We start from the raw sequence: 20,549 nt of genomic DNA on the forward strand, positions 1-20,549 counted from the left end.
CGCGCGATAAGCCGTTGGAGGCCCAGCGGAACGCGCCGATTCCGCACACATTACTGATCGCGTATATATAAAGTGCGATAATTCGCAGGAAATTTACCAGTTGGCGCGCAATTCGCTTGAAATGACAAGGCGTACCGGCTATCTCGCCCTTACCGGAGAGGTGGCCGAGTGGTCGAAGGCGCTCCCCTGCTAAGGGAGTAGACCTCATAAGGGTCTCGTGGGTTCGAATCCCATCCTCTCCGCCAGCTGCCTCAGCCCCCGAAAATCAGATCAAGACGCTCTTTCGATCAGCGATTCTGCCGGTTTCGCCCGTCTGTTCGGCATGCGCCTGCTTGCCCGCCAATGCTCTCAATTTTGCCCTTTGAAAGGCTTAACTCCATAACCGTTTGAAAATAAAGGATTATATCACCAGCCTCCGATTCTTGACTGGAGGTCAGAAATGAACATCAAGAGCCTTCTCCTTGGCTCCGCTGCAGCTCTGGTTGCAGCTTCCGGCGCTCAGGCTGCCGACGCAATCGTCGCGCCAGAGCCAGAAGCCGTTGAATATGTCCGCGTCTGCGATGCTTACGGCGCCGGCTACTTCTACATCCCGGGCACCGAAACCTGCCTGCGTATCCATGGCTACGTTCGTTACGACGCCGCTGCTGGCCGCGACGCTTACGACGGCGTAGATGCCAAGACCTGGCGTAAGAATGCACGCTTCACGCTGCGCACCTCGACCGCTTCGGAAACCGAACTCGGCACTCTTCGTACCTACACTGAAAACCGTTTCAACTTCACGGACGGCTTCCAGGGTGGTCACACGCTGAACTTCGCCTACATCCAGCTCGGCGGCCTGCGCCTCGGCCTCGATGAGTCGGCCTTCCACACCTTCACCGGTTACCTCGGCGACATCATCAACGACGACGTGGTTGCTGCTGGCGTCTACCGCACCAACCTCATCAGCTACACCTTCACCGGCGGCAACGGCTTCTCGGCTATCCTGTCGCTCGAACAGGGTGGCGATGGCTATGTTGATCACGACGACTTCGACAATGATGGCGATTTCACCGAATCCAACGTCATTGAGGACTACATGCCGCACGTTGTTGGCGGTCTGAAGTTCGCTCAGGGCTGGGGCTCGATCGCTGCCGTTGCAGCTTATGACTCCAACCTCGAAGAGTGGGCCGGCAAGGTTCGCCTTGACGTCAACGTCACGGACAAGGTCTCGGTCTGGGTACAGGGCGGCTATTCGTCTTATGAAGACGACATCGGCATGTACGGCAACTGGGGCGGCGATTGGGCTGTCTGGGGTGGCGCGAAGTTCGTAGCGACCGAAAAGGCAACCATCAACGTTCAGGCTGCCTACGAAGACTGGGGCAAGACGGCAATCGCTGCCAACGTCGCTTACCAGCTCGTTCCTGGTTTCACGATCACCCCGGAAATCAACTACACCCGTTGGGATAGCGATCATCCGGCTCGCGTGGCCGGCGGCAACAAGGATGCCTTCGGCGGCATCATCCGCTTCCAGCGCTCGTTCTAATCAGATCGACGCTTGAGCGAAATGCGCCAACGGGAAACCGTTGGCGCACATTCATTTGAGACAGTGCTCACGAACGTGTGAACTTTGATCCTTCAGAAATGGGGATTTCGAAAAGGATCGAGAACCGAGGGGAGTTACGGGGGACGACAAAAGCTGGGGGCAAAGGCTGGTCTTTTAGAAAGGTCCAAACATGTCTCCGCATAAAGTTAGCTCACTTATCTTGTGTTCCGAGAATTATTTCATTAGTTGTGCGACTCTCATACTGGGGGGAGGCGTGCAATGATCGTCGTTGGGGAAACGAAGATCGACACGGGCGACAAGTTTGCGCCGATAGTCGACTACAACTTAAAGTACACATCCAATAAAAGTCCGAACCACCGACTTGTCGAACAGTTTTCGGTGGCGGAACTGACGGGGAAATATATCAACATCCTGTGGGATGACGGGTCACACAAGTATAATGTGCGGTCGTTTCTCGGCGAAATTGACGAGATTCTGAAGGGCGAACGCTTTTCAGGTTTCGATCAGGAAATGCTCGATTCCGTCATCGGTTCGCTTCGTGATCGCGGCAACAGCAATGCAACCATCAATAGAAAGATGGCTGCGCTGAGCAAGCTGCTGCGAAAGGCGCACAAGATGGGAGATATCTTCAATCTACCGGAATTCGTCCGGCAGAAGGAGCGTGTGGGACGCATTCGATTCCTCGAATATGAGGAAGAAAAGCGCCTGTTCGCGGCGATCAAGTCGCGCTGTGAAGATAGCTACCGGCTTTCCTTGTTTCTTGTCGACACCGGCTGCCGCCTCGGAGAGGCGATCGGCGTCACCTGGAACGATATTCAGGATCACAGGGTCACGTTCTGGCTCACCAAATCCAATCGCAGCCGCACCGTCCCCCTCACCCGCCGTGCCCGCAAGGCAGCACACATCCCGCATGAGAAACTCAAGGGCCCCTTCTCCATGCTCAATCAGGTCCGGTTCCGCCAGATCTGGAATGAAGCGAAGATGGAAGTCGGGCTGGGCACGGACGATCAGGTCGTCCCGCATATACTGCGCCATACCTGCGCGTCGCGTCTGGTCCGCGGTGGCATCGATATTCGCCGTGTTCAGATGTGGCTGGGACACCAGACCCTGCAGATGACCATGCGTTACGCCCATCTGGCGACGCATGATCTCGATTCCTGCGTGAAGGTGCTCGAAGTCCATTAAGCGACTTCGACACTTCGGCCCTCAAAAGACGATAGCCAGCAGCTGGCAGCCTGGCCGTGGTGTTGACTATTCAATTCAATCCAGGTCTCGCGCCAAGCAAGCCCAAGTCGCATCCGGATCGCTCTGGAACATGGTTGCCGAAAGCGGGAGCCGCCAGCCTGAAAAATGGCGCACGGAACTGATTTCCGAACCCGCCTTAATGCGTCATGCTGGTGGGTGGAGCGGTTCCAATCATGCAATCGCAACGGACATGTTCTATCGAGGGTGACGTCGTCTCTCATGGCTGACCACCATGCTTCAATTCGAAAGCGGCACATTGTTTATTCAGCCGATACAAGATCATTGTGATGGCACCGGCCAGTACAAGTTGCTATGCCTTTTTCGACAGGACAGGCGTAGGCTGTAGTGACGGCATCAGTCGGCCTTCGGTCTGTCCCGTCACATTGTGCTGGACCGACAATCGACTGGAAATCACCATGGGATCGCCCCGCCTCACACCGCTCGTCGCAAGCTTGCCTTCTACCGTTCCCTTTACCGGTCCCGAAACGCTGGAACTACAGCGAGGAAGGCCTTTTCGGGCCCGCATTGGCGCCAATGAGAGCAGTTTCGGACCAGCGCCGTCCGTGCTTGAAGCCATTCGTATGGAAGCAGGTGAAATCTGGAAATATGGCGATCCTGAAAATTACGAATTGCGTCATGCCATTGCCGCGCATCATGGGGTAAAGCCTGAAAATATCATGCCCGGAGCAGGCGTTGATGCCTTGCTCGGGCTTGTGGTCAGGCAATATGTCCAACAAGGCGACAAGGTCATCAACTCGCTTGGCGGTTATCCGACCTTCAATTATCACGTTGCCGGTTATGGCGGGAAGCTGGTTACGGTGCCCTACGTCAACGACAGGTCGGACCTCGATGGCCTGCTTGATGCGGCGCGCGGTCAGGATGCCGCAATTTTATATCTCGCCAACCCGGATAATCCGATGGGAACCTGGCACGAAGGGCCGGATATCCAGTCCTTCATTGAGCGCGTTCCCGAAACCACGATGCTTGTTCTGGACGAGGCTTACTGCGAAATCGGTCCGGCCTCCGCCTTCCCGCCGTTTGAAACCGACCGCCCGAACATCCTTCGGATGCGTACTTTCTCCAAAGCCTATGGCCTCGCGGGCATTCGGTGCGGTTATGTTGTTGGCAGCGCCGATGCAATCAGGTCTTTCGACAAGATTCGCGATCATTTCGCAGTCAATCTGCTGGCGCAGGCGGCGGCTATCGCCGCGCTCAAGGATCAGGCCTATTTGCGCGACGTGGTGGCGAAAATTCATGCCGGGCGGGATCGAATCGCTGCAATCGCCGAGGCAAATGGCCTTTCGCCACTCCCATCCGCCACGAATTTCGTCACCATCGATTGCGGTAAGGATGGAGCATTTGCCGCTTCTGTCCTGAACGGCCTGATCGCACGGGACATTTTCGTTCGCAAACCCGGCGCCCCGGTACTCGATCGCTGCATTCGTGTGAGTGTCGGCGTTGAGGACCAGATCGATCTATTTGAAGCTGCTTTTCCTGCCGCTCTGGAAGATGCCCGAAACAATCGCGTCACTGCCTGAACCATGGAGCTGCCATGTCGTCCCAACCGGATAATCGCCCGCAGAACATTCTTTTCAGCACGCTTGCTGGACTATGCGGCGCACTTGCGATTGCCGCTTATGCGGGCGCGGCCCATGGCGGTGAGAACCATCTGGGTACTATCGCGCCGCTGCTCCTCGGCCATGCGCCCGCATTTCTGGTACTGTCGCTCATCGTACCGGCGCGCCGCACCGCTTATGTGGGCGGCGCCTTCTTGATTATCGGCCTTGCCCTGTTCTGCGGCGACCTTTTCATGCGCGATATGACCGGCGACCGGCTCTTCCCGATGGCCGCGCCAACCGGCGGGTCACTGATGATACTCGGCTGGCTTGCCATCGCCATCACCGGATGGTTCGCCAGAACCAGATAAAAAGGGGCCGAAAGGCCCCTTCTCTTCAGGATGGTGCAAAGCAGATCAGGAGTTGCCCTTCAGGCGTGCATTGCAAAGGCTGTAATAACCGCCGCCCTTCTGCACCCATTTCAGACCGCCCAAAGCATTGGCATCCTTCAGGGCATGGTACTGATCGAGGCAGGTGTGCATACGCGCCTTGCCGGCCGATTCATTGGAATATTTCGCAGAAACCGCAGTCGGGAACTGCACGCCCTTCGGCGCGGCGACCGTCGGGGCTGCCGGTTCGCTGTTGCCGTCGGTGCTCAGCGCAACCGGATCGGCACCCGGACCACACTCGGCCTTGCGGAAATCGTTCCACTTGGCGCCATTATCCGTGCCGGCATCCTTGGCCGCCTGATATTTGGCGCTGCACTGCTTCATCGTCAGGCCCTTGGCGCTATCGTCTGCGGCGGGAGCCGCGGCATTTTTGGCCGTCTTTTTGGCGGGAGCGGCAGGCGCGGGCGCAGCCGGAGCTGCCGCCGCATCCGCATTGTCACCGCATTGGGCCTTGCGGAAATCGTTCCACTTCATGTTGCCGAGCGTGCCCGCATCCTTGGCAGACTGATATTTTGCGCTACATTCCTTCATCGTCAGCGCATTAGCAGGAGATGAAAAGGCAAATGCAGCAGCACTCATGATGATGGCTGTGCCAGCCATGGCGGTGATGGTTCGAATTGACATCTTGTCACTCCCTATCGAATGCAGCCCATTTGGTCGCCCGGCATCTGTTCGTACCTTGCGATCTTGCTAATATAGAAGAACGGTAGATGTCACTATTGCTCTCACCCGTTCCGTTTATACGTCAACATTGCGCCTCGCAAAGTTGACTGTCAATCATTTGGTCAATACTACCCTTAATTCCAATACAAATTTTCTAACGGGCTTTCTTTGCTCGTTATAGTCATGCGGGCACCATAAAGTAGAAATACAGTACTTCATGCCACATGTCCGATTTTTATTCGAACAGAGTTAAAATCCGGGGACGATGCACCCGCGTGACGAGATCATTCATCCCACCAGAGAAGCGGCAAATCGGGATGCGTGGATATTCGAGGGCAATCATAGCAAAACTATGAATGACCGCACCGCACGCGCGGATATGCCCGTTCTCCTCGACCTGTCGACCGCGCTTCGCTTGCGGCGCGCGAAATAAATTAAAACAATCTGCCCTTCCAATTGCGATAAATCCACAAAGCCGACCTTGAAATAACAATATTGCAAGCCGTGCGCAGCGCCGACACGGCTGTTATAAAGGGCCGTCTCCCAAGACTTGACGCTGCGTGCCATGGCCGGGCCATCTGCACGGCGCGACTGCATGACATGCCGGAGTTTTTCTCCGGCGCACGTACTCTTTCGCCGGTTTGCCGGCTTTTCGCTGTTCTGGAGTTTCCACGTGGCCGATATCGCTGATAACGCCGCCCCGCTCATCGATGCGCCAAAATCCGCCCTCGACCGTCACCGCCTCTACGAAGACGCGATGGCAATGCTGATCGGCACATCCTTCATCGCACTCGGCATCACGCTTTACAGTCAGGCCATGCTGATGACCGGCAGCACCGCCGGTATCGCCCTTCTCATCCAATATGCGACAGGCACGGAATTCGGATTGCTCTATTTCCTGATCAATCTGCCGTTTTACTATTTCGCCGTGCGTCGCATGGGCTGGGCCTTCACGGTCAGAACCTTCGTCGCCGTGGCAATGATGTCGGGTTTTGCACGGCTGATGCCGTTGAGCGTCGACTTTTCGAGCGTCAATCCGCTTTTCGCCGCCCTCATGGGCGGCACCTTGATGGGCATGGGCGTGCTGGCACTTTTCCGCCACCGCTCGGGCGTCGGCGGCGTCAATATTCTGGCGCTTTATCTGCAAGACGCCTACGGGATCAGGGCCGGCTGGTTCCAGCTTGGCCTCGATGTCCTGATCATGCTGGCTTCGCTGTTCTTTATCCCGTGGGAGAACATGGTGCTTTCCCTGATCGGCGCGGTTGCCATGAACCTCATCATCGCGATCAATCACAAGCCTGGCCGCTATCTCGGCATAAGCTGAACAACAAAAGCCGCCGAAAAGGCGGCTTTTATCACCAATGATGATCGTGTCAGTGCGTGGTCATCCACTCGCGTGCGCCGCGCAGGGCAGCTGCCAGCTCGCCCTTGCTCATCGTGGCGGCCACCTGGTTGCGCATCCGCGCGGCCTTCTCGCTGCCGCGGATGGCGGCAATGTTGAGCCACTTGTGCGCTTCCACCACGTCGATCTCGCAATCACGGCCAATGGCAAACTTCATGCCCATTTCCAGAAGAATGCGATCCTGTGCGATTGCGTTGTTCTTATTCGTAAAGCTCTGAAACTGTGCCATTTTCTTTGTCCCTGTCAAATCCCGAGAACCGTCCGGTCTTTGTTTTCGAAGCCTGATTTTCCGGCTTCGAAACCGCCGTCTCTGTCGTTCCGTTCATGCTCTCAAAGCTACGGGAAAGGGTTGAAATGCACGTTAAACCAGATGCTTAACGAGCAACCAACAAAATCCGAACAAGGGGTAAACTTGGGATTTTGTTAAACATGCAAGTGCCGCCGATTGCTGCATTTTCGCGAAAATTCGATTTAAATCCACATTCTGAAACGAAACCAGTTGCTAACTATAGGCGACATTCGAAAAAGACGAATGCGTGAAAAAGGTGCCGCGCCACAAGTCGCATGCGATGCAAATATCCCTCTTCCGCTTCATGAAAAACTGGATTACGTTTACGTTTGCGTAAGCTTGACGGACGGTCGAGGAGGCTTCCGTCTCGAAGAGGCAAACGCATCATGACGGTTTCATCGCTGCTTCCGGCACAGCCCGGATTTGCGGCGCGTTGGGAGGAAAGAATGATCCGCACACTTATTCTTGGAATGACGCTTGCAGCCACCTTTGCCGCGCCTGCCCTTGCCGAGGAAGGCATTGTCGGCACGTGGAAGCGCCCGAACGGCACGATCATCAGCTATGCGGCCTGCGGGGCCAACAAGTTCTGCGGTACGGTGCAGACCGGCGAATACAAGGGCAAGTCCATCGGCACGATGTCGGGCACCGGCGGCAGCTACAAGGGCGAGGTCAACAAGCTTGACGAGGGCAAGACCTATACCGGCAAGGCGAGCGTCAAAGGCAACACGCTTTCGCTTTCGGGCTGCGTGATGGGCGGCCTGATCTGCAAGAGCGAAAGCCTCGCGCGCCAGTAATATCCACCGTTACGGAATCAGAGAGGGCGGCTTCGGGCCGCCCTTTGTTTGTCCATTTCTTCAGTGGGCCTTCTGGCCGAAGAGAACCTTGTGTTCCTCTTCCTTGTTCGCTGAAGCATTTGCGCGTTCGCGTTCTTCCTTGCCGACCAGCAGACCGCGCTGCACCGCAGGACGCGCATTCATTGTTTCATGCCAGCGCTTCAGGTTCGGGAAATCATCGAGATTCTGGTCATAATTCTTGTAGGCGTTGACCCAGCCGATCGACGCCATGTCGGCGATGGAATATTCGCCAGCGATATAATCCCTGCCTTCAAGCTGCCTGTTCAGGACGCCATAGAGCCGGTTGACCTCATTGGTATAGCGGTCGATCCCATACTGGACCTTCTCCGGCGCATAGATGCGGAAATGACCGGCCTGCCCTGACATCGGACCAAGCCCACCCATCTGCCACATCAGCCATTCCTCGACGGCGACCCGCTTGCGCTCGTCGGCCGGATAGAACTTGCCGAATTTCCGTCCGAGATATTGCAGGATAGCCCCGGATTCGAACACTGAAATCGGTTCTCCGCCCGGCCCTTCCGGATCGATGATGGCGGGCATGCGGTTGTTCGGGGCGATCTTCAAAAAGTCCGGCTGGAACTGATCGCCCTTGCCGATATTGATATATTTCACCTCATAGGGGACGCCCAGCTCTTCCAGCATGATGCTGATCTTGAAGCCATTCGGTGTGGGCCAATAATACAATTCGATGGGCTTGGTCTGTTCGGCCATGGTTCTCTCCCGCTGATTGTGGCGTACTGCGGGACATGGTCCCGCATTCCAATGATGGGAAACATAAGACCCTTTCAAACAGGCACAAGAGCGCTTCAGCGCAATAAACGAAACATCAATATTTTTGAACGCCGCATGAACGAGGCTCTCAGGGAGGGTTCAGGCGCGATCGCTACATTGCCCCAAGGAGAACAGAAAACAGAACGGCTTTGGGAGCAACCCGCATGCTTCGGCGTTTTACAATTGTCTGCCTGATGATCGCCGGCCTTGCCGCTGTCGCCGGCGTTTTCGTCGACCAGGGATATAGTATCTATCGCGACCAGCCGGTGATGGGCCCGCTTGCCGCATTCATTCCGAAGCATAGCGGGGAGCGACCATGAAAAGAACCCGAACCATCGCCGCAATCGCCCTTCGGGTTTTCCTTTTCACAGCCATTTTCACCGGCCCCGCCGCGACTTTCGCCTATACGCAGATCGGCCAGCAGCCCCAGATGAGCGGTGTCGGCCTGGTACTTTATGTGAGCTTGCAACGCACCGCATAAACTGGGTCATGTAACGGTCATAGACTTTGTTATACTGGGTTATGACACAGCGAATCGAACATCCTTTTCTGACCGAAATAAAGACGCCTCCGACCGTTGATCCGGAGATTTTCACCGATGCCGGTGCGGCGGTCGCCGCCCTGCAAAAACTCTATGACCGCAACACGGCCTTCCTGCGCGATGCCTTCGAGAAGGTTGCGCGCGGCGAGGTTCCGCCGCAGCGTTATCGCGCCTACTATCCCGAAATCTGCCTGTCCACGTCCAGTTTCGCGCATGTGGATTCACGGCTGGCCTATGGCCATGTCTCGACGCCGGGCGATTATTCCGCCAACATCACGCGGCCTGACCTGTTCGACCATTATCTGAACGAGCAGATCCGCCTCCTGATGCGCAATCACGGTGTCACGGTGACGGTGAAGGAATCCTCGACGCCGATCCCGATCCATTTTGCCTTCAGGGAAGGCACCTATGTCGAGGCTTCGGTCGCCAGTGCCTTCACGCATCCGCTGCGCGATCTGTTCGACGTGCCCGATCTGGCAGCAACGGACGACAAGATCGTCAATGCCGACTTCGACCCCGCCCCCGGTGAACCCATGCCGCTCGCGCCCTTCACGGCCCAGCGCGTCGATTATTCCTTGCACCGGCTAGCGCATTATACGGCGACAAATCCGGCCCATTTCCAGAATTTCGTGCTGTTCACCAACTACCAGTTCTATATGGATGAGTTCTGCGCCTATGCGCGAAAATTGATGGCGGAAGGCGGCGGCGGATATGAACGGTTCGTGGAACCGGGCAACATCGTCACGCTGGCGGGCGAGAGCGCGCCAAGCGACGGCAGCCCGTTGCAGCGCCTGCCCCAGATGCCAGCCTATCACCTGCAACGGGCCGACCATTCCGGCATTACCATGGTCAATATCGGCGTGGGGCCTTCCAATGCCAAAACGATTACCGACCATATCGCGGTGCTTCGCCCGCATGCCTGGCTGATGCTGGGGCACTGCGCGGGCCTGCGCAACAGCCAGCAGCTTGGCGATTATGTTCTGGCCCACGCCTATATGCGTGAAGACCATGTTCTCGATGACGACCTGCCGGTCTGGGTGCCACTCCCGGCGCTTGCGGAAATTCAGGTTGCATTGGAAGAAGCTGTCGAGGAAATCACCGGCCTGGAAGGCTATGATCTGAAACAGATCATGCGGACCGGCACGGTCGCCACCATCGACAACCGCAACTGGGAACTGCGTGACCAGCGCGGCCCGGTGCAGCGTCTTTCGCAGGCGCGCGCCGTCGCACTCGACATGGAATCAGCCACGATCGCCGCCAACGGGTTCCGCTTCCGCGTGCCTTACGGCACCCTGCTCTGTGTTTCCGACAAGCCTTTGCATGGCGAACTGAAACTGCCGGGCATGGCGACCGAATTCTACAAGCGGCAGGTGGCGCAGCACTTACGCATCGGCATCCGCGCAATGGAAAAGATTGCCGCCATGCCGGATGAGCGGCTGCATTCGCGCAAGCTCCGCAGCTTCTACGAGACGGCTTTCCAGTGAAGTTAGGGCAATAGGGCAGTAAGGCAGTAGGGCAATATGTTGGTTGGCAACAGCTCTTAACATACTGCCTTATTCCCCTACTGCCTTACTGCCCTCCCTTTCATCATCACGCCGCAATCAGCACGTATGGGCACTTCATGTCGAAAAGCCGTGAAAACCTTTCATTCCTGCTGCTTCTGGCTGCTGTCGCCGTGTCAGTCCCGCTCGTGCTTGGATTTCTTGGGGCGGCGCATCCGGCTCTCGATTCCTTTTCGCATTTTCGGGCTCATCTCGCCGTTTTGCTGGCAGTGCTGGCCTTTGCCTTGCTCTTCACCAAAATGCGCCGCGAGGCAGCGATGCTGCTGCTTTTTGCCGTCATGGCATTCGCTACGACCGTCGGCGCCGCGCGCGATCTCCTCACCGGCTCGACAGGCGCGCAGGCGCAGGAACAGGGCGGTGCGCGGTATAGTCTGGTCCAGATCAACTTGCGCGAAGACAATCCCGAGCCGAAACGCATTCTCCAGATGATCGCGCGGGAGAAGCCCGACGTCATTGCTTATGAGGAAGCGAGCGTTCAATGGACGAAATGGCTTGCCATTCTCCAAGGCTCCTATCCCTATCATCTCCATTGCGCTGACGATCCCGACACATGGGGCGTGGGAATCCTGTCGAAGCGACCGTTCAGTGAAGATGCGCAGACCGCCTGTGTCGGTGATGGCTTGCTGGCCATTGCGCCGATCAACTTCGGCGGAACGACCGTGCATGTCGCCGCCCTGCACTTTTCATGGCCATGGCCGCGCTGGCAGCCGCATCAACTCCGCTATATCGAACCGGAACTGGCGAAGCTGAAAGGCCCTCTGGTCATCGCCGGGGATTTCAATGCGGCGCCGTGGAGCAATGCCGTGCGCCGGGTCGAGAATGCCTCCGGCACCCGCCATATGACCGGCATCGGCGGCACGTGGATGACGCATCTGCTGCCCGTTACGCTCGCGCCCTATATCGGCCTGCCTATCGATCAGATACTCGTCAGCCCTGAAATCGGAGGAGCAAAGGTTTCAGCTCGCCAAGACGCAGGCTCCGATCATCTGCCGGTGCGGCTCGATTTTTCCGTTCCGCCGCCCGTCCGGCCGGATGCAGACGAGCCGGAAACCCAATCCGTCATGCTTCAATGAAAAAGGCGGTTCAGAACCGCCTTTTCCCGTTACATGTTCACGTAAACAGGCCCCTCGCCGGCATTCTCTTAGCCGCATTTCCGAAACGCAAAACCGGTACCCACTTTTGCTGGAAATGTTCAGACGGCGGTCAAAACGGACACTGTTTTCCGTAAACATTACATGTTTACATAAACAGGTCCTTCGCCGCCTTGTGGCGGCACCCAGTTGATGTTCTGGTTCGGGTCCTTGATGTCGCACGTCTTGCAGTGCACGCAGTTCTGCGCATTGATGACGAACCGCACATCCTTTGCCTGCGGATCGGCAGCAGCGTTGCCGTCGGCATCCACCCATTCATAAACGCCCGCAGGGCAATAACGCGTCGACGGACCAGCGAAGACGTCATGTTCGGACGTCTTTTGCAGTTCCATGTCGCGGACCTGCAAATGCACAGGCTCGTTCTCGTCATGGTTCGTGTTCGACAGGAACACCGACGACAGACGGTCGAACGTCAGAACGCCATCCGGCTTCGGATAATCGATCTTCGCGTGCTTCGCAGCCGGTTCCAGCGACTGCGCATCCGTCTTGCCGTGCTTCAGCGTCCCGAAGATCGAGAAGCCGAAAAGCTGGTTGGTCCACATATCGAGGCCACCAAGCGCCACGCCGACAATCGTGCCGAATTTCGACCACAGCGGCTTGACGTTGCGCACCCGCTTCAAATCCGTGCCGATCAGGCTCGAACGCCAATTGTTCTCGATCTCGACCGGCTCATCATTGGCGCGGCCAGCAGCAATTGCCTCCGCGATCTTGTCGGCGGCCAGAATACCGGACAGAACCGCATTGTGGCTGCCCTTGATGCGCGGCACATTGACCAGGCCAGCCGAACAGCCGATGAGCGCTCCGCCGGGGAAAGAAAGTTTCGGCACCGACTGGAACCCGCCTTCGGTGATCGCACGCGCGCCATAGGAAAGGCGCTTGCCGCCCTCGAAGACGTCCTTGATGGCAGGGTGAGTCTTGAAGCGCTGGAACTCTTCGAATGGCGACAGATATGGGTTCTTGTAATTGAGGTGCAGCACAAAGCCGACCGCAACCATATTGTCTTCCAGATGATAGAGGAACGAGCCGCCGCCGGTCTTCATGTCGAGCGGCCAGCCAAAGGAATGCTGGACCAGGCCCGGCTTGTGTTTGGAAGGATCGACCTGCCACAATTCCTTGAGGCCGATACCGTATTTTGCCGGTTCACGGCCTTCGTCGAGCTTAAATTTCGCGATCAATTGCTTGGCAAGCGAACCGCGTGCGCCTTCGCCGATCAGCGTATATTTGCCGAGGAGCGCCATGCCGCGCGTATAATTGGGGCCATGCGTTCCGTCACGCTCGACGCCCATGTCGCCGGTGGCAACGCCGATGACAGCGCCTTCATCATTGTAAAGCACTTCGGTCGCCGCAAAGCCCGGATAGATTTCCACGCCAAGTTCTTCGGCCTTGGTGCCAAGCCAGCGGCAGACATTGCCAAGAGACACGATGTAATTGCCGTGATTGTTCATCAAAGGCGGCATGGCGAAATTCGGCAGGCGCACCGAACCTGCCGGTCCCAGCACGAGGAAATGATCGGCTGTCACGGGCGTCTTGAACGGGTGTCCTTCTTCCTCGCGCCAGCCCGGCAGAAGCTGGTCGATACCCACCGGATCGACGACAGCGCCGGAAAGAATATGCGCGCCCACTTCCCCGCCCTTTTCGAGGACGACGACGGAAAGCTCAGGATTCGCCTGTTTCAGGCGGATGGCCGCAGCAAGCCCCGCCGGACCCGCGCCGACGATCACGACGTCGAATTCCATGCTTTCGCGTTCGGGAAGTTCCTGGTTTGCATATTCTGGGGCTTCAGACATTCATCCCTCCGTCCGGTGTAACATCGTCTTCTCACTAGGGTAGCCCAGACGACACATCCAATTGTTTCTGCGCATGATCCAATCGCGAATATCCATGAACCGACCGGTGGTCAGCCCATGCACGCACGAAAAGACCCATCGTTTCCCGTGTTCCGCCTTACCCTGTCGCAGAGTTGGAGACTGTCGCAAATGCGTCCAATTGTCCAAAACAGGTGTCCCGCGTCTTCAAACATATTTACCTTAACGTAAACGTCAAATCCATACCATTCAAGACGCTGCGATGTGGATTTGTTTGCGATGGTGAAACTGCCAGGGCGCCATGGCGTATCCGCACCATTGTCCGGCCGGGCCATGGATATGCAAGCCAAATCAGATCTGAATTGTCACTAACCTGCGAAACGAACCCTAAATCCAAACCGGGCTCTTGCATTCATCTTCAAAATTCGCCACCTCAAGAGATGAGGTACATGATGGCTGACAATCGCGAAACGCTGGATATTGAAGGTTTGCTCCGCTTCTATGCGGAAGCAGGCGTCGACATGCCGCTTTCCGAGACGCCGATTGACCGCTTCGCAGAGCCGCAACGTCCTGTTTCCCCGCAGCCGGCAGCGCAAATATCGAATGCGCCAGACCGCGCCCGCCAGCAGCAACCGCGCCCTGCCCCGACACCAGCCCCCACCAGCAGGCCCGTCCAGGCCGCGGCCGACCTTCCCGATACGGCGCAGATCGCGCTCGCACGCGAGGCGGCGGCACAGGCATCCACGCTGGAAGAGCTGCGGGACAAGCTTGCGGCATTCGAAGGCTGCAATCTGAAATTCACGGCCAAGAACCTGTGCTTTGCCGATGGCGACCCTTCGTCCGACATCATGTTCATCGGCGAAGCGCCGGGACGGGACGAGGACATGGAAGGATTGCCCTTCGTCGGAAAATCCGGCCAGCTTCTCAATCGCATGATCGAATCCATCGGCCTGAAGCGGGAAAACGTCTATATCGCCAACACGATCCCGTGGCGCCCGCCGGGCAACCGCACGCCGACGCCGCTTGAGACCGAACTTTGCCGACCTTTCATCGAGCGGCAGATCGAGCTTGCCGCGCCGAAAGTTCTGGTCGCGTTGGGCGGTCCTGCGGGCAAGGCGCTCACCGGCGCGACGGAAGGCATCCTTCGGCTACGCGGGAACTGGAAGATGCACCGCACACCTTCCGGGCTTGAAATTCCGGTCATGCCGACCTTGCATCCGGCCTATCTCCTGCGCACACCGGCGCAAAAGCGTTTTGCATGGCGCGATTTTCTGGCTGTGAAACTCAAATTGGGCGAATTGGCCGGTTGATATCCGATCAGTTCGGTGGCATCGGCAGGCAGCACTGTCACCAACATGCCGCAAACTTGTTCTATTTCGCCGCTTGCCAAACCGCCTTCCGGCGACAAATTGTCCTAAATTCAGGTCCCCACAGTGGGATTTGCTCTATCTGTTTGTTTTTACGCATTATCCAACGCAAAACCGCTTCGCACTTTTGCTGGAAATGCCCGAGTGGAGTTCTTCATGGCTGGCCAGCTCCTGCCCATAGCCGCTTTGCTTGCAAGCACCTTTCTGATGCTGCTTGCCGGTGGCCTTGCGGGCATTCTCCTGCCCCTGCGCGGCGGCATGGAAGGCTGGTCGACCACGACGATCGGCTGGATGGGCACGAGCTATTCGCTTGCCTTCACGATCGGCTGCATCGTGGTGCCGCATCTGGTGCGGCGCGTGGGCCATGTGCGGGTCTTTTCCGCACTGCTGACCCTGCTTTCGATGGCGCTTCTTTTCCACGCGCTGATCGTCAATCCGCTCGCATGGATGATCTTCCGTGGCGTCGCGGGCTTTTCGCTCGCAGGCAGCTACATGATTATCGAAAGCTGGCTGAACGAGCGCGTGACCAATGAATCGCGGGGCCGCATCTTCTCGATCTATATGATCATCACCATGCTCGGCCTTTTGTGCGGACAGTATATCCTGCCGTTCGGCAATGCGGGAACGCAGACACTCTTCATCATCTGCGCCCTCATCTATGCAAGCGCGCTGCTTCCAACCGCCCTTTCAAGCGCACAATCGCCCAATCCGCTGACGCAGGTTTCGCTCGATCTGAAAGGGCTTTACCGGCGCTCGCCGGCCGCGGCTGTCGGCTCGCTGATTGCCGGTATCGTTGCGGGCACATGGAACTTCCTCGCCGCCATCTATGGCGAGATGAACGGCCTCTCCACCTTCGGCATCGCAACGATGCTGGCCTGCGCCATGATTGGGGGCGCGATCTTCCAATACCCGCTCGGACGCGGATCGGACTTTGTGGACCGCCGCTATGTCATGATGATTGCGGGCGTCATCGGCTTTGCCCTCTCCATGGTGATGGTGCTGTTCCATCCCACCACGCCGTCGGCGCTCTATATCATGATGTTTCTGTTCGGCTCGGTGATTTATCCGATCTACAGCCTCAACGTCGCCCATGCCAACGACTATGCGGATGCCAGCGAATTCGTGAAGGTTTCCGGCGGCCTGCTGATCATCTACGGTGTCGGCAGCGTCATCGGGCCTGCTCTCTCCGGCCCCCTGATGGACCTGATCGGCGCCTCCGGCTTCTTCGTCACGATGGCCATTGCCTATTGTATTTATGGCCTGCATGCCTTCTGGCGCATCCGGCGCCTTGAGCGCCCGGCCATCAGCGAGCAGAAGACCGAGTACAAGTTCCATACGCCGGACGGCCAGTCCACGCCGGAAACGATGCAGCTCGATCCGCGCGCGGAAGGCACACCCGGCCAAAACTGAACTTACTGCGTCTGCGGCGCATTCACCTTGTGCGGCGCGATGGAAAGCTTGTGCTCGCGGTAGATAATGAAACCGCCCGCCGCCATGACGATGGCGCTGCCCGCCAGCATTTCGAAGGTCGGAATATCGCCGAACAGCAGAAAGCCGATGGCAAGCCCCAAAAGCATGGAGGTGTATTCGAAGGGCGCAATCGTCGACATCGGCGCATGGCGATAGCATTCGGTCAGAAGGATCTGGCCGACACCACCGGCAAAGCCGGCACCGACCAGCATGGCAAGCTGCGACCAGTTCGGCACAATCCAGCCGAAGGGGATGCTCACCAGGGAGATGACGCTCGCGGATATGGAAAAATAGATCACGATGGTCGAGGTGCGTTCCGTCTGCACGAGGCGGCGCACAAGCATCATGGCGACGGCCGACATGGCAGCCGCGCCAAGGGCGGCAAGAGCGCCGATGGCCTCTTCATGCCCCATGCCGCCGCCGGAAAACACCGTCAGCCGCGGCCAGATGATGACCATTACCCCGCCAAGCCCGATCAGAACCGCGCTCCAGCGGTAAAACCGCACGACTTCATGCAGGATGACCGCGCCCAGAATGACGGTAATCAGCGGCGAAGCGTAATTGATCGCGATTGCTTCCGGCAGCGGCAGCTTGGTGAGTGCGAAAAAGCTCATCGACATGGACGAGACACCCACCAGCCCGCGCCAGAAATGGCTGAACCCGTTTTCGGTGCGGAATACGCCCGCAAGCTGCCCGCGCCACCCCAGATAGAGCAATATCGCGAAGATTGCGAAGAAAGACCGGAAGAAGATCAACTGTCCCACCGGCACGCCGTCAGCCGCCTTCAGCAAGGTGGACATGGCGACAAAAACGGCAACGGAAGCGATTTTGAGACCGATGCCGAGCATCGGATTCGATTCAAGATGGGCAGCCTCGACAGGCGCGCTCGTGTGAGCGTTCACAACGCAGATCCTTAAAGCATGAAGCGCAGCTTCGCCCGAAACAGTCGGACGCCGTTTTCTCTTATTCCTGTTTGGGACACAGCACCAGTCGTCGAAAGGTCAAGTCGAAAAATATTTGGCAAAACACCGTCCTGCTGCAAAGCCCGGCTGGTTGTTCCGGAATTGAGTTTCCCTCGGCAGCAATTTTGGGTACGAATCCAGCATCGTGAGTTCAGAGAGAGAGTTTCGCTATGCGTACTGAAACCGGCCAGACATTCCGTCTCGAAGATTATCGTCCAACCCCTTATGCCATGCCTGAGACGAAGCTGGACTTCTCGCTGGAACCGGAAAAAACCCTCGTCCGTGCGACGCTGACGATTGAACGCCGTGACAACACGCCGGCGGGCACGCCCCTGGTTCTCGATGGCGACGAACTGAAACTCGTCAGCATCGCCATTGACGGCACGCCGCTAGCCGATAACAGCTATGCTGCGACGCCCGACCGGCTGGAGATCAGCGACCTGCCGGAAGGCAAGCGCTTCACGCTTGAAATCGTAACCGAGATCAATCCGACGACAAACCGCCAGCTATCCGGTCTTTATCGTTCCAGCGGTGTCTATTGCACGCAATGCGAGGCCGAAGGTTTCCGCCGCATCACCTATTCTTATGACCGCCCGGACGTCCTGTCGGTCTATACGGTCCGCATCGACGCCGACAGGCAAGCCGCTCCCATTCTTCTGTCCAATGGCAACCCCGTTGATAAGGGATCGGTCGAAGCCAAGCCGGATCGGCATTTCGCCGTCTGGCATGATCCGCATCCGAAACCCTCCTATCTTTTCGCGCTCGTTGCCGGATCGCTTGGCGTGGTGAAGGATCACTTCACCACGCAGTCGGGACGCGCGGTCGATCTGGCGATCTATGTCGAACACGGCAAGGAAGGCCGGGCGCTCTATGCAATGGATGCATTGAAACGCTCCATGCGCTGGGATGAGCAAAAGTTCGGGCGCGAATATGATCTCGACGTCTTCAACATCGTTGCCGTTTCCGATTTCAACATGGGCGCGATGGAGAACAAGGGGCTCAACGTCTTCAACGACAAATATGTGCTGGCCGATCCGCAAACCGCCACCGACGTCGACTATGCGGGCATCGAGGCGGTGATCGCGCATGAATATTTCCACAACTGGACCGGAAACCGCATCACCTGCCGCGACTGGTTCCAGCTCTGCCTCAAGGAAGGCTTGACGGTCTATCGCGATCACGAATTTTCCGCCGATGAGCGCTCGCGCCCGGTGAAGCGGATCGCCGAGGTGAAGATCCTCAAGGCGCAGCAATTCCCGGAAGATGCCGGGCCGCTCGCCCATCCGGTGCGCCCGCGCGAATATCGCGAGATCAACAATTTCTATACGGCGACCGTCTATGAAAAAGGTTCGGAAGTGGTGCGCATGATCCGCACGATCATCGGGCCTGATCTGTTCCGAAAGGGGATGGACCTCTATTTCGAGCGCCATGACGGGGAAGCCGCGACCATCGAGGATTTCGTCAAGGTCTTTGCGGATGTTTCGGGCCAGGACTTTTCGCAATTCGCACTCTGGTACGATCAGGCCGGAACGCCGAAGGTGGAAGCTGCCTTCGCTTATGATGCCGCGAAAGAAACCTGCACAATTGAACTGACACAGTCGCTTGGAGCCACGCCCGGACAGTCGGTCAAGAAACCGATGCATATCCCGATTGCCTTCGGCCTGATCGGGGCAGACGGCAAGGATATGGTTCCAGCCTCCGTCGAAGGCGGGGATGTGCGCGGCGATGTCATCCATCTGCGGCGCTCATCCGAAACAATCGTCTTTCATGGCATCAAGGAACGCCCGGTGCCGTCGCTGCTGCGCGGATTTTCGGCTCCCGTCAATCTGACAGCGCCATTGTCGAACGATGATCGCGCCTTCCTGGCCCTCAACGATCATGATCCAGTGGCGCGCTGGCAGGCATTGACCGGAATTTTCAACCAGGTTCTGCTTGAGGGCGCCAAGCGTGTTCGCGGCGGTCACGCTCCGGCGGTTGAAGACAAGATCGTTGAACTTGCCGGAAAAGTGGCATCCGACGCAACGCTTGATCCGGCCTTTCGCGCGCTCTGCCTCACACTGCCGAGCGAAAGCGACATCGCACGCGAGATGGGCAATAATGTCGACCCCGATGCGATCCTCGCCAGCCGAAACCATCTGGTGGACGCCATTGCCGCCCGTTACGCCGACGACTTCGCCAGCCTCTACGATGCCCTGAAACAGGATGGCGCTTTCTCGCCGGATGCGGGTGCTGCGGGCAAACGTGCCTTGCGGAACGTGCTGCTCGATTATCTGAGCCGTCACGAGAAAAACCAGCAACGCGCCGCCGGCCAGTTCGCCGATGCGGATAACATGACTGATCGCTTCGCGGCACTGGCCGTGCTGGTGCACCGCTTTGGCAATACCAATGAAGCGAAGGATGCGCTGGCACGTTTCGAGCGCCAGTTCGGCCAGGATGGGCTGGTGATGGACAAATGGTTCAGCGTGCAGGCGAGCCGTCCCGGCGAGGAAGCCTTGCAGGCCGTGCGCAACCTTACGAAACACGCGCTCTTCTCGCTCGACAATCCGAACCGCGTGCGTTCGTTGATCGGCGCATTCTCCGCATCGAACCCGACCGGCTTCAACCGCGAGGATGGCGCGGCCTATGCGTTCTTTGCGGATACGATCCTGTCCATCGATCCGGAAAATCCGCAGCTTGCGGCGCGGCTTCTGACGGCGCTTCGCTCCTGGCGCTCGCTCGAAGAAACCCGCCGCGAACATGCAAGGGCAGCGCTGGCGCGTATTTCCGGCGCGGGCAAACTGTCCACCGATCTGCGCGATATCGTGGACCGCACTCTCGCCTGATTCGCGCTCTATCCTGATTCTCGCAATGAGGCGCGCATTCCGGCTGCTTGACCGGCAGTCGGAATGCGCCTTTTCACGCGGACGGACGCAAAGGCGG

18 protein-coding genes and 1 tRNA gene are annotated in these 20,549 nt (G+C 57.8%); 14 read left to right on the top strand and 5 right to left on the bottom strand.

Annotation, left to right across the window (positions count from 1 at the left end; translation table 11 throughout):
- The first annotated feature begins 154 nt into the window (after positions 1-154).
- The 5 genes from AVM02_RS13035 (at position 155) to AVM02_RS13055 (ending at position 4,715) form a co-directional block, all read left to right on the top strand.
- Positions 155-245 (top strand) — tRNA-Ser (locus tag AVM02_RS13035).
- Positions 246-439: 194 nt separating this feature from the next.
- A complete protein-coding gene (locus AVM02_RS13040) occupies positions 440-1,522 on the top strand; it encodes a porin (protein ID WP_411507361.1) in 1,083 nt (360 codons plus the stop codon).
- Positions 1,523-1,801: 279 nt separating this feature from the next.
- Entirely contained in the window at positions 1,802-2,728 is a 927-nt protein-coding gene (locus tag AVM02_RS13045; protein WP_411507362.1) for a tyrosine-type recombinase/integrase, read from the top strand.
- Positions 2,729-3,204: 476 nt separating this feature from the next.
- Entirely contained in the window at positions 3,205-4,326 is a 1,122-nt protein-coding gene (locus AVM02_RS13050) for a pyridoxal phosphate-dependent aminotransferase (RefSeq protein WP_411507363.1), read from the top strand.
- 14 nt (positions 4,327-4,340) lie between these two features.
- Positions 4,341-4,715: a DUF423 domain-containing protein gene (locus AVM02_RS13055; RefSeq protein ID WP_411507364.1), complete on the top strand. Its 375-nt coding sequence runs from the start codon at positions 4,341-4,343 to the stop codon at positions 4,713-4,715.
- A gap of 45 nt (positions 4,716-4,760) precedes the next feature.
- Here AVM02_RS13055 and AVM02_RS13060 read toward each other — a convergent pair whose 3' ends face one another.
- Positions 4,761-5,417, bottom strand: a complete 657-nt coding sequence (locus AVM02_RS13060) for an antifreeze protein (protein ID WP_411507365.1) — start codon at positions 5,415-5,417, stop codon at positions 4,761-4,763.
- A gap of 712 nt (positions 5,418-6,129) precedes the next feature.
- Here AVM02_RS13060 and AVM02_RS13065 point away from each other — a divergent pair.
- The gene (locus AVM02_RS13065; RefSeq protein ID WP_411507366.1) at positions 6,130-6,780 is read left to right on the top strand and encodes a YitT family protein; all 651 of its coding nucleotides are present in this window, start codon (positions 6,130-6,132) and stop codon (positions 6,778-6,780) included.
- A gap of 49 nt (positions 6,781-6,829) precedes the next feature.
- Here the strand turns inward: AVM02_RS13065 and AVM02_RS13070 are convergent, their stop codons facing one another.
- Complete coding sequence (locus AVM02_RS13070; RefSeq protein WP_411507367.1) at positions 6,830-7,087, bottom strand: sel1 repeat family protein; 258 nt, start codon at positions 7,085-7,087, stop codon at positions 6,830-6,832.
- Between the two features lie 506 nt (positions 7,088-7,593).
- On the opposite strand from AVM02_RS13070, the gene AVM02_RS13075 reads away from it, so the two are divergent.
- Complete coding sequence (locus tag AVM02_RS13075) at positions 7,594-7,941, top strand: DUF2147 domain-containing protein (protein ID WP_061347263.1); 348 nt, start codon at positions 7,594-7,596, stop codon at positions 7,939-7,941.
- A gap of 60 nt (positions 7,942-8,001) precedes the next feature.
- On the opposite strand, the gene AVM02_RS13080 is transcribed toward AVM02_RS13075, so the two are convergent.
- Complete coding sequence (locus AVM02_RS13080; RefSeq protein WP_411507368.1) at positions 8,002-8,712, bottom strand: glutathione binding-like protein; 711 nt, start codon at positions 8,710-8,712, stop codon at positions 8,002-8,004.
- Between the two features lie 224 nt (positions 8,713-8,936).
- On the opposite strand from AVM02_RS13080, the gene AVM02_RS13085 reads away from it, so the two are divergent.
- The 4 genes from AVM02_RS13085 to AVM02_RS13100 all read left to right on the top strand — a co-directional run bounded on the left by AVM02_RS13085 (position 8,937) and on the right by AVM02_RS13100 (position 11,948).
- Positions 8,937-9,092: a hypothetical protein gene (locus AVM02_RS13085; protein ID WP_411507369.1), complete on the top strand. Its 156-nt coding sequence runs from the start codon at positions 8,937-8,939 to the stop codon at positions 9,090-9,092.
- Positions 9,089-9,253, top strand: a complete 165-nt coding sequence (locus AVM02_RS13090; protein WP_411507370.1) for a hypothetical protein — start codon at positions 9,089-9,091, stop codon at positions 9,251-9,253. Before AVM02_RS13085 ends, AVM02_RS13090 begins: the two co-directional genes overlap by 4 nt.
- A gap of 41 nt (positions 9,254-9,294) precedes the next feature.
- The gene (locus AVM02_RS13095; protein WP_411507371.1) at positions 9,295-10,797 is read left to right on the top strand and encodes an AMP nucleosidase; all 1,503 of its coding nucleotides are present in this window, start codon (positions 9,295-9,297) and stop codon (positions 10,795-10,797) included.
- A 137-nt stretch (positions 10,798-10,934) separates the two neighbouring features.
- Positions 10,935-11,948: an endonuclease/exonuclease/phosphatase family protein gene (locus AVM02_RS13100; protein WP_411507372.1), complete on the top strand. Its 1,014-nt coding sequence runs from the start codon at positions 10,935-10,937 to the stop codon at positions 11,946-11,948.
- Positions 11,949-12,106: 158 nt separating this feature from the next.
- Here the strand turns inward: AVM02_RS13100 and AVM02_RS13105 are convergent, their stop codons facing one another.
- Positions 12,107-13,813, bottom strand: a complete 1,707-nt coding sequence (locus AVM02_RS13105; protein ID WP_411507373.1) for an electron transfer flavoprotein-ubiquinone oxidoreductase — start codon at positions 13,811-13,813, stop codon at positions 12,107-12,109.
- 470 nt (positions 13,814-14,283) lie between these two features.
- On the opposite strand from AVM02_RS13105, the gene AVM02_RS13110 reads away from it, so the two are divergent.
- Together AVM02_RS13110 and AVM02_RS13115 are read left to right on the top strand one after the other, a co-directional pair.
- Entirely contained in the window at positions 14,284-15,141 is an 858-nt protein-coding gene (locus tag AVM02_RS13110; protein WP_411507465.1) for a uracil-DNA glycosylase, read from the top strand.
- Positions 15,142-15,354: 213 nt separating this feature from the next.
- Positions 15,355-16,608 (top strand): MFS transporter, encoded by a 1,254-nt coding sequence (locus AVM02_RS13115; RefSeq protein WP_411507374.1) that lies wholly within the window; start codon positions 15,355-15,357, stop codon positions 16,606-16,608.
- A gap of 2 nt (positions 16,609-16,610) precedes the next feature.
- On the opposite strand, the gene AVM02_RS13120 is transcribed toward AVM02_RS13115, so the two are convergent.
- On the bottom strand, positions 16,611-17,570 hold the full coding sequence (locus AVM02_RS13120) for a DMT family transporter (protein WP_411507375.1): 960 nt from the start codon (positions 17,568-17,570) through the stop codon (positions 16,611-16,613).
- A 230-nt stretch (positions 17,571-17,800) separates the two neighbouring features.
- Here AVM02_RS13120 and pepN point away from each other — a divergent pair, with 230 nt between their 5' ends.
- On the top strand, positions 17,801-20,452 hold the full coding sequence (gene pepN, locus AVM02_RS13125) for an aminopeptidase N (protein ID WP_411507376.1): 2,652 nt from the start codon (positions 17,801-17,803) through the stop codon (positions 20,450-20,452).
- Positions 20,453-20,549: the final 97 nt, after the last annotated feature.

Source organism: Brucella anthropi (assembly GCF_046630315.1).
Lineage (GTDB): Bacteria > Pseudomonadota > Alphaproteobacteria > Rhizobiales > Rhizobiaceae > Brucella > Brucella anthropi_A.

Coding starts and splice junctions, on each gene's coding strand:
- AVM02_RS13040 (WP_411507361.1), top strand. CDS start 440: ATGAACATCAAGAGCCTTCTCCTTGGCTCCGCTGCAGCTCTGGTTGCA.
- AVM02_RS13045 (WP_411507362.1), top strand. CDS start 1,802: ATGATCGTCGTTGGGGAAACGAAGATCGACACGGGCGACAAGTTTGCG.
- AVM02_RS13050 (WP_411507363.1), top strand. CDS start 3,205: ATGGGATCGCCCCGCCTCACACCGCTCGTCGCAAGCTTGCCTTCTACC.
- AVM02_RS13055 (WP_411507364.1), top strand. CDS start 4,341: ATGTCGTCCCAACCGGATAATCGCCCGCAGAACATTCTTTTCAGCACG.
- AVM02_RS13060 (WP_411507365.1), bottom strand. CDS start 5,417: ATGTCAATTCGAACCATCACCGCCATGGCTGGCACAGCCATCATCATG.
- AVM02_RS13070 (WP_411507367.1), bottom strand. CDS start 7,087: ATGGCACAGTTTCAGAGCTTTACGAATAAGAACAACGCAATCGCACAG.
- AVM02_RS13075 (WP_061347263.1), top strand. CDS start 7,594: ATGATCCGCACACTTATTCTTGGAATGACGCTTGCAGCCACCTTTGCC.
- AVM02_RS13080 (WP_411507368.1), bottom strand. CDS start 8,712: ATGGCCGAACAGACCAAGCCCATCGAATTGTATTATTGGCCCACACCG.
- AVM02_RS13085 (WP_411507369.1), top strand. CDS start 8,937: ATGCTTCGGCGTTTTACAATTGTCTGCCTGATGATCGCCGGCCTTGCC.
- AVM02_RS13090 (WP_411507370.1), top strand. CDS start 9,089: ATGAAAAGAACCCGAACCATCGCCGCAATCGCCCTTCGGGTTTTCCTT.
- AVM02_RS13095 (WP_411507371.1), top strand. CDS start 9,295: ATGACACAGCGAATCGAACATCCTTTTCTGACCGAAATAAAGACGCCT.
- AVM02_RS13100 (WP_411507372.1), top strand. CDS start 10,935: ATGTCGAAAAGCCGTGAAAACCTTTCATTCCTGCTGCTTCTGGCTGCT.
- AVM02_RS13105 (WP_411507373.1), bottom strand. CDS start 13,813: ATGTCTGAAGCCCCAGAATATGCAAACCAGGAACTTCCCGAACGCGAA.
- AVM02_RS13110 (WP_411507465.1), top strand. CDS start 14,284: ATGGCTGACAATCGCGAAACGCTGGATATTGAAGGTTTGCTCCGCTTC.
- AVM02_RS13115 (WP_411507374.1), top strand. CDS start 15,355: ATGGCTGGCCAGCTCCTGCCCATAGCCGCTTTGCTTGCAAGCACCTTT.
- pepN (WP_411507376.1), top strand. CDS start 17,801: ATGCGTACTGAAACCGGCCAGACATTCCGTCTCGAAGATTATCGTCCA.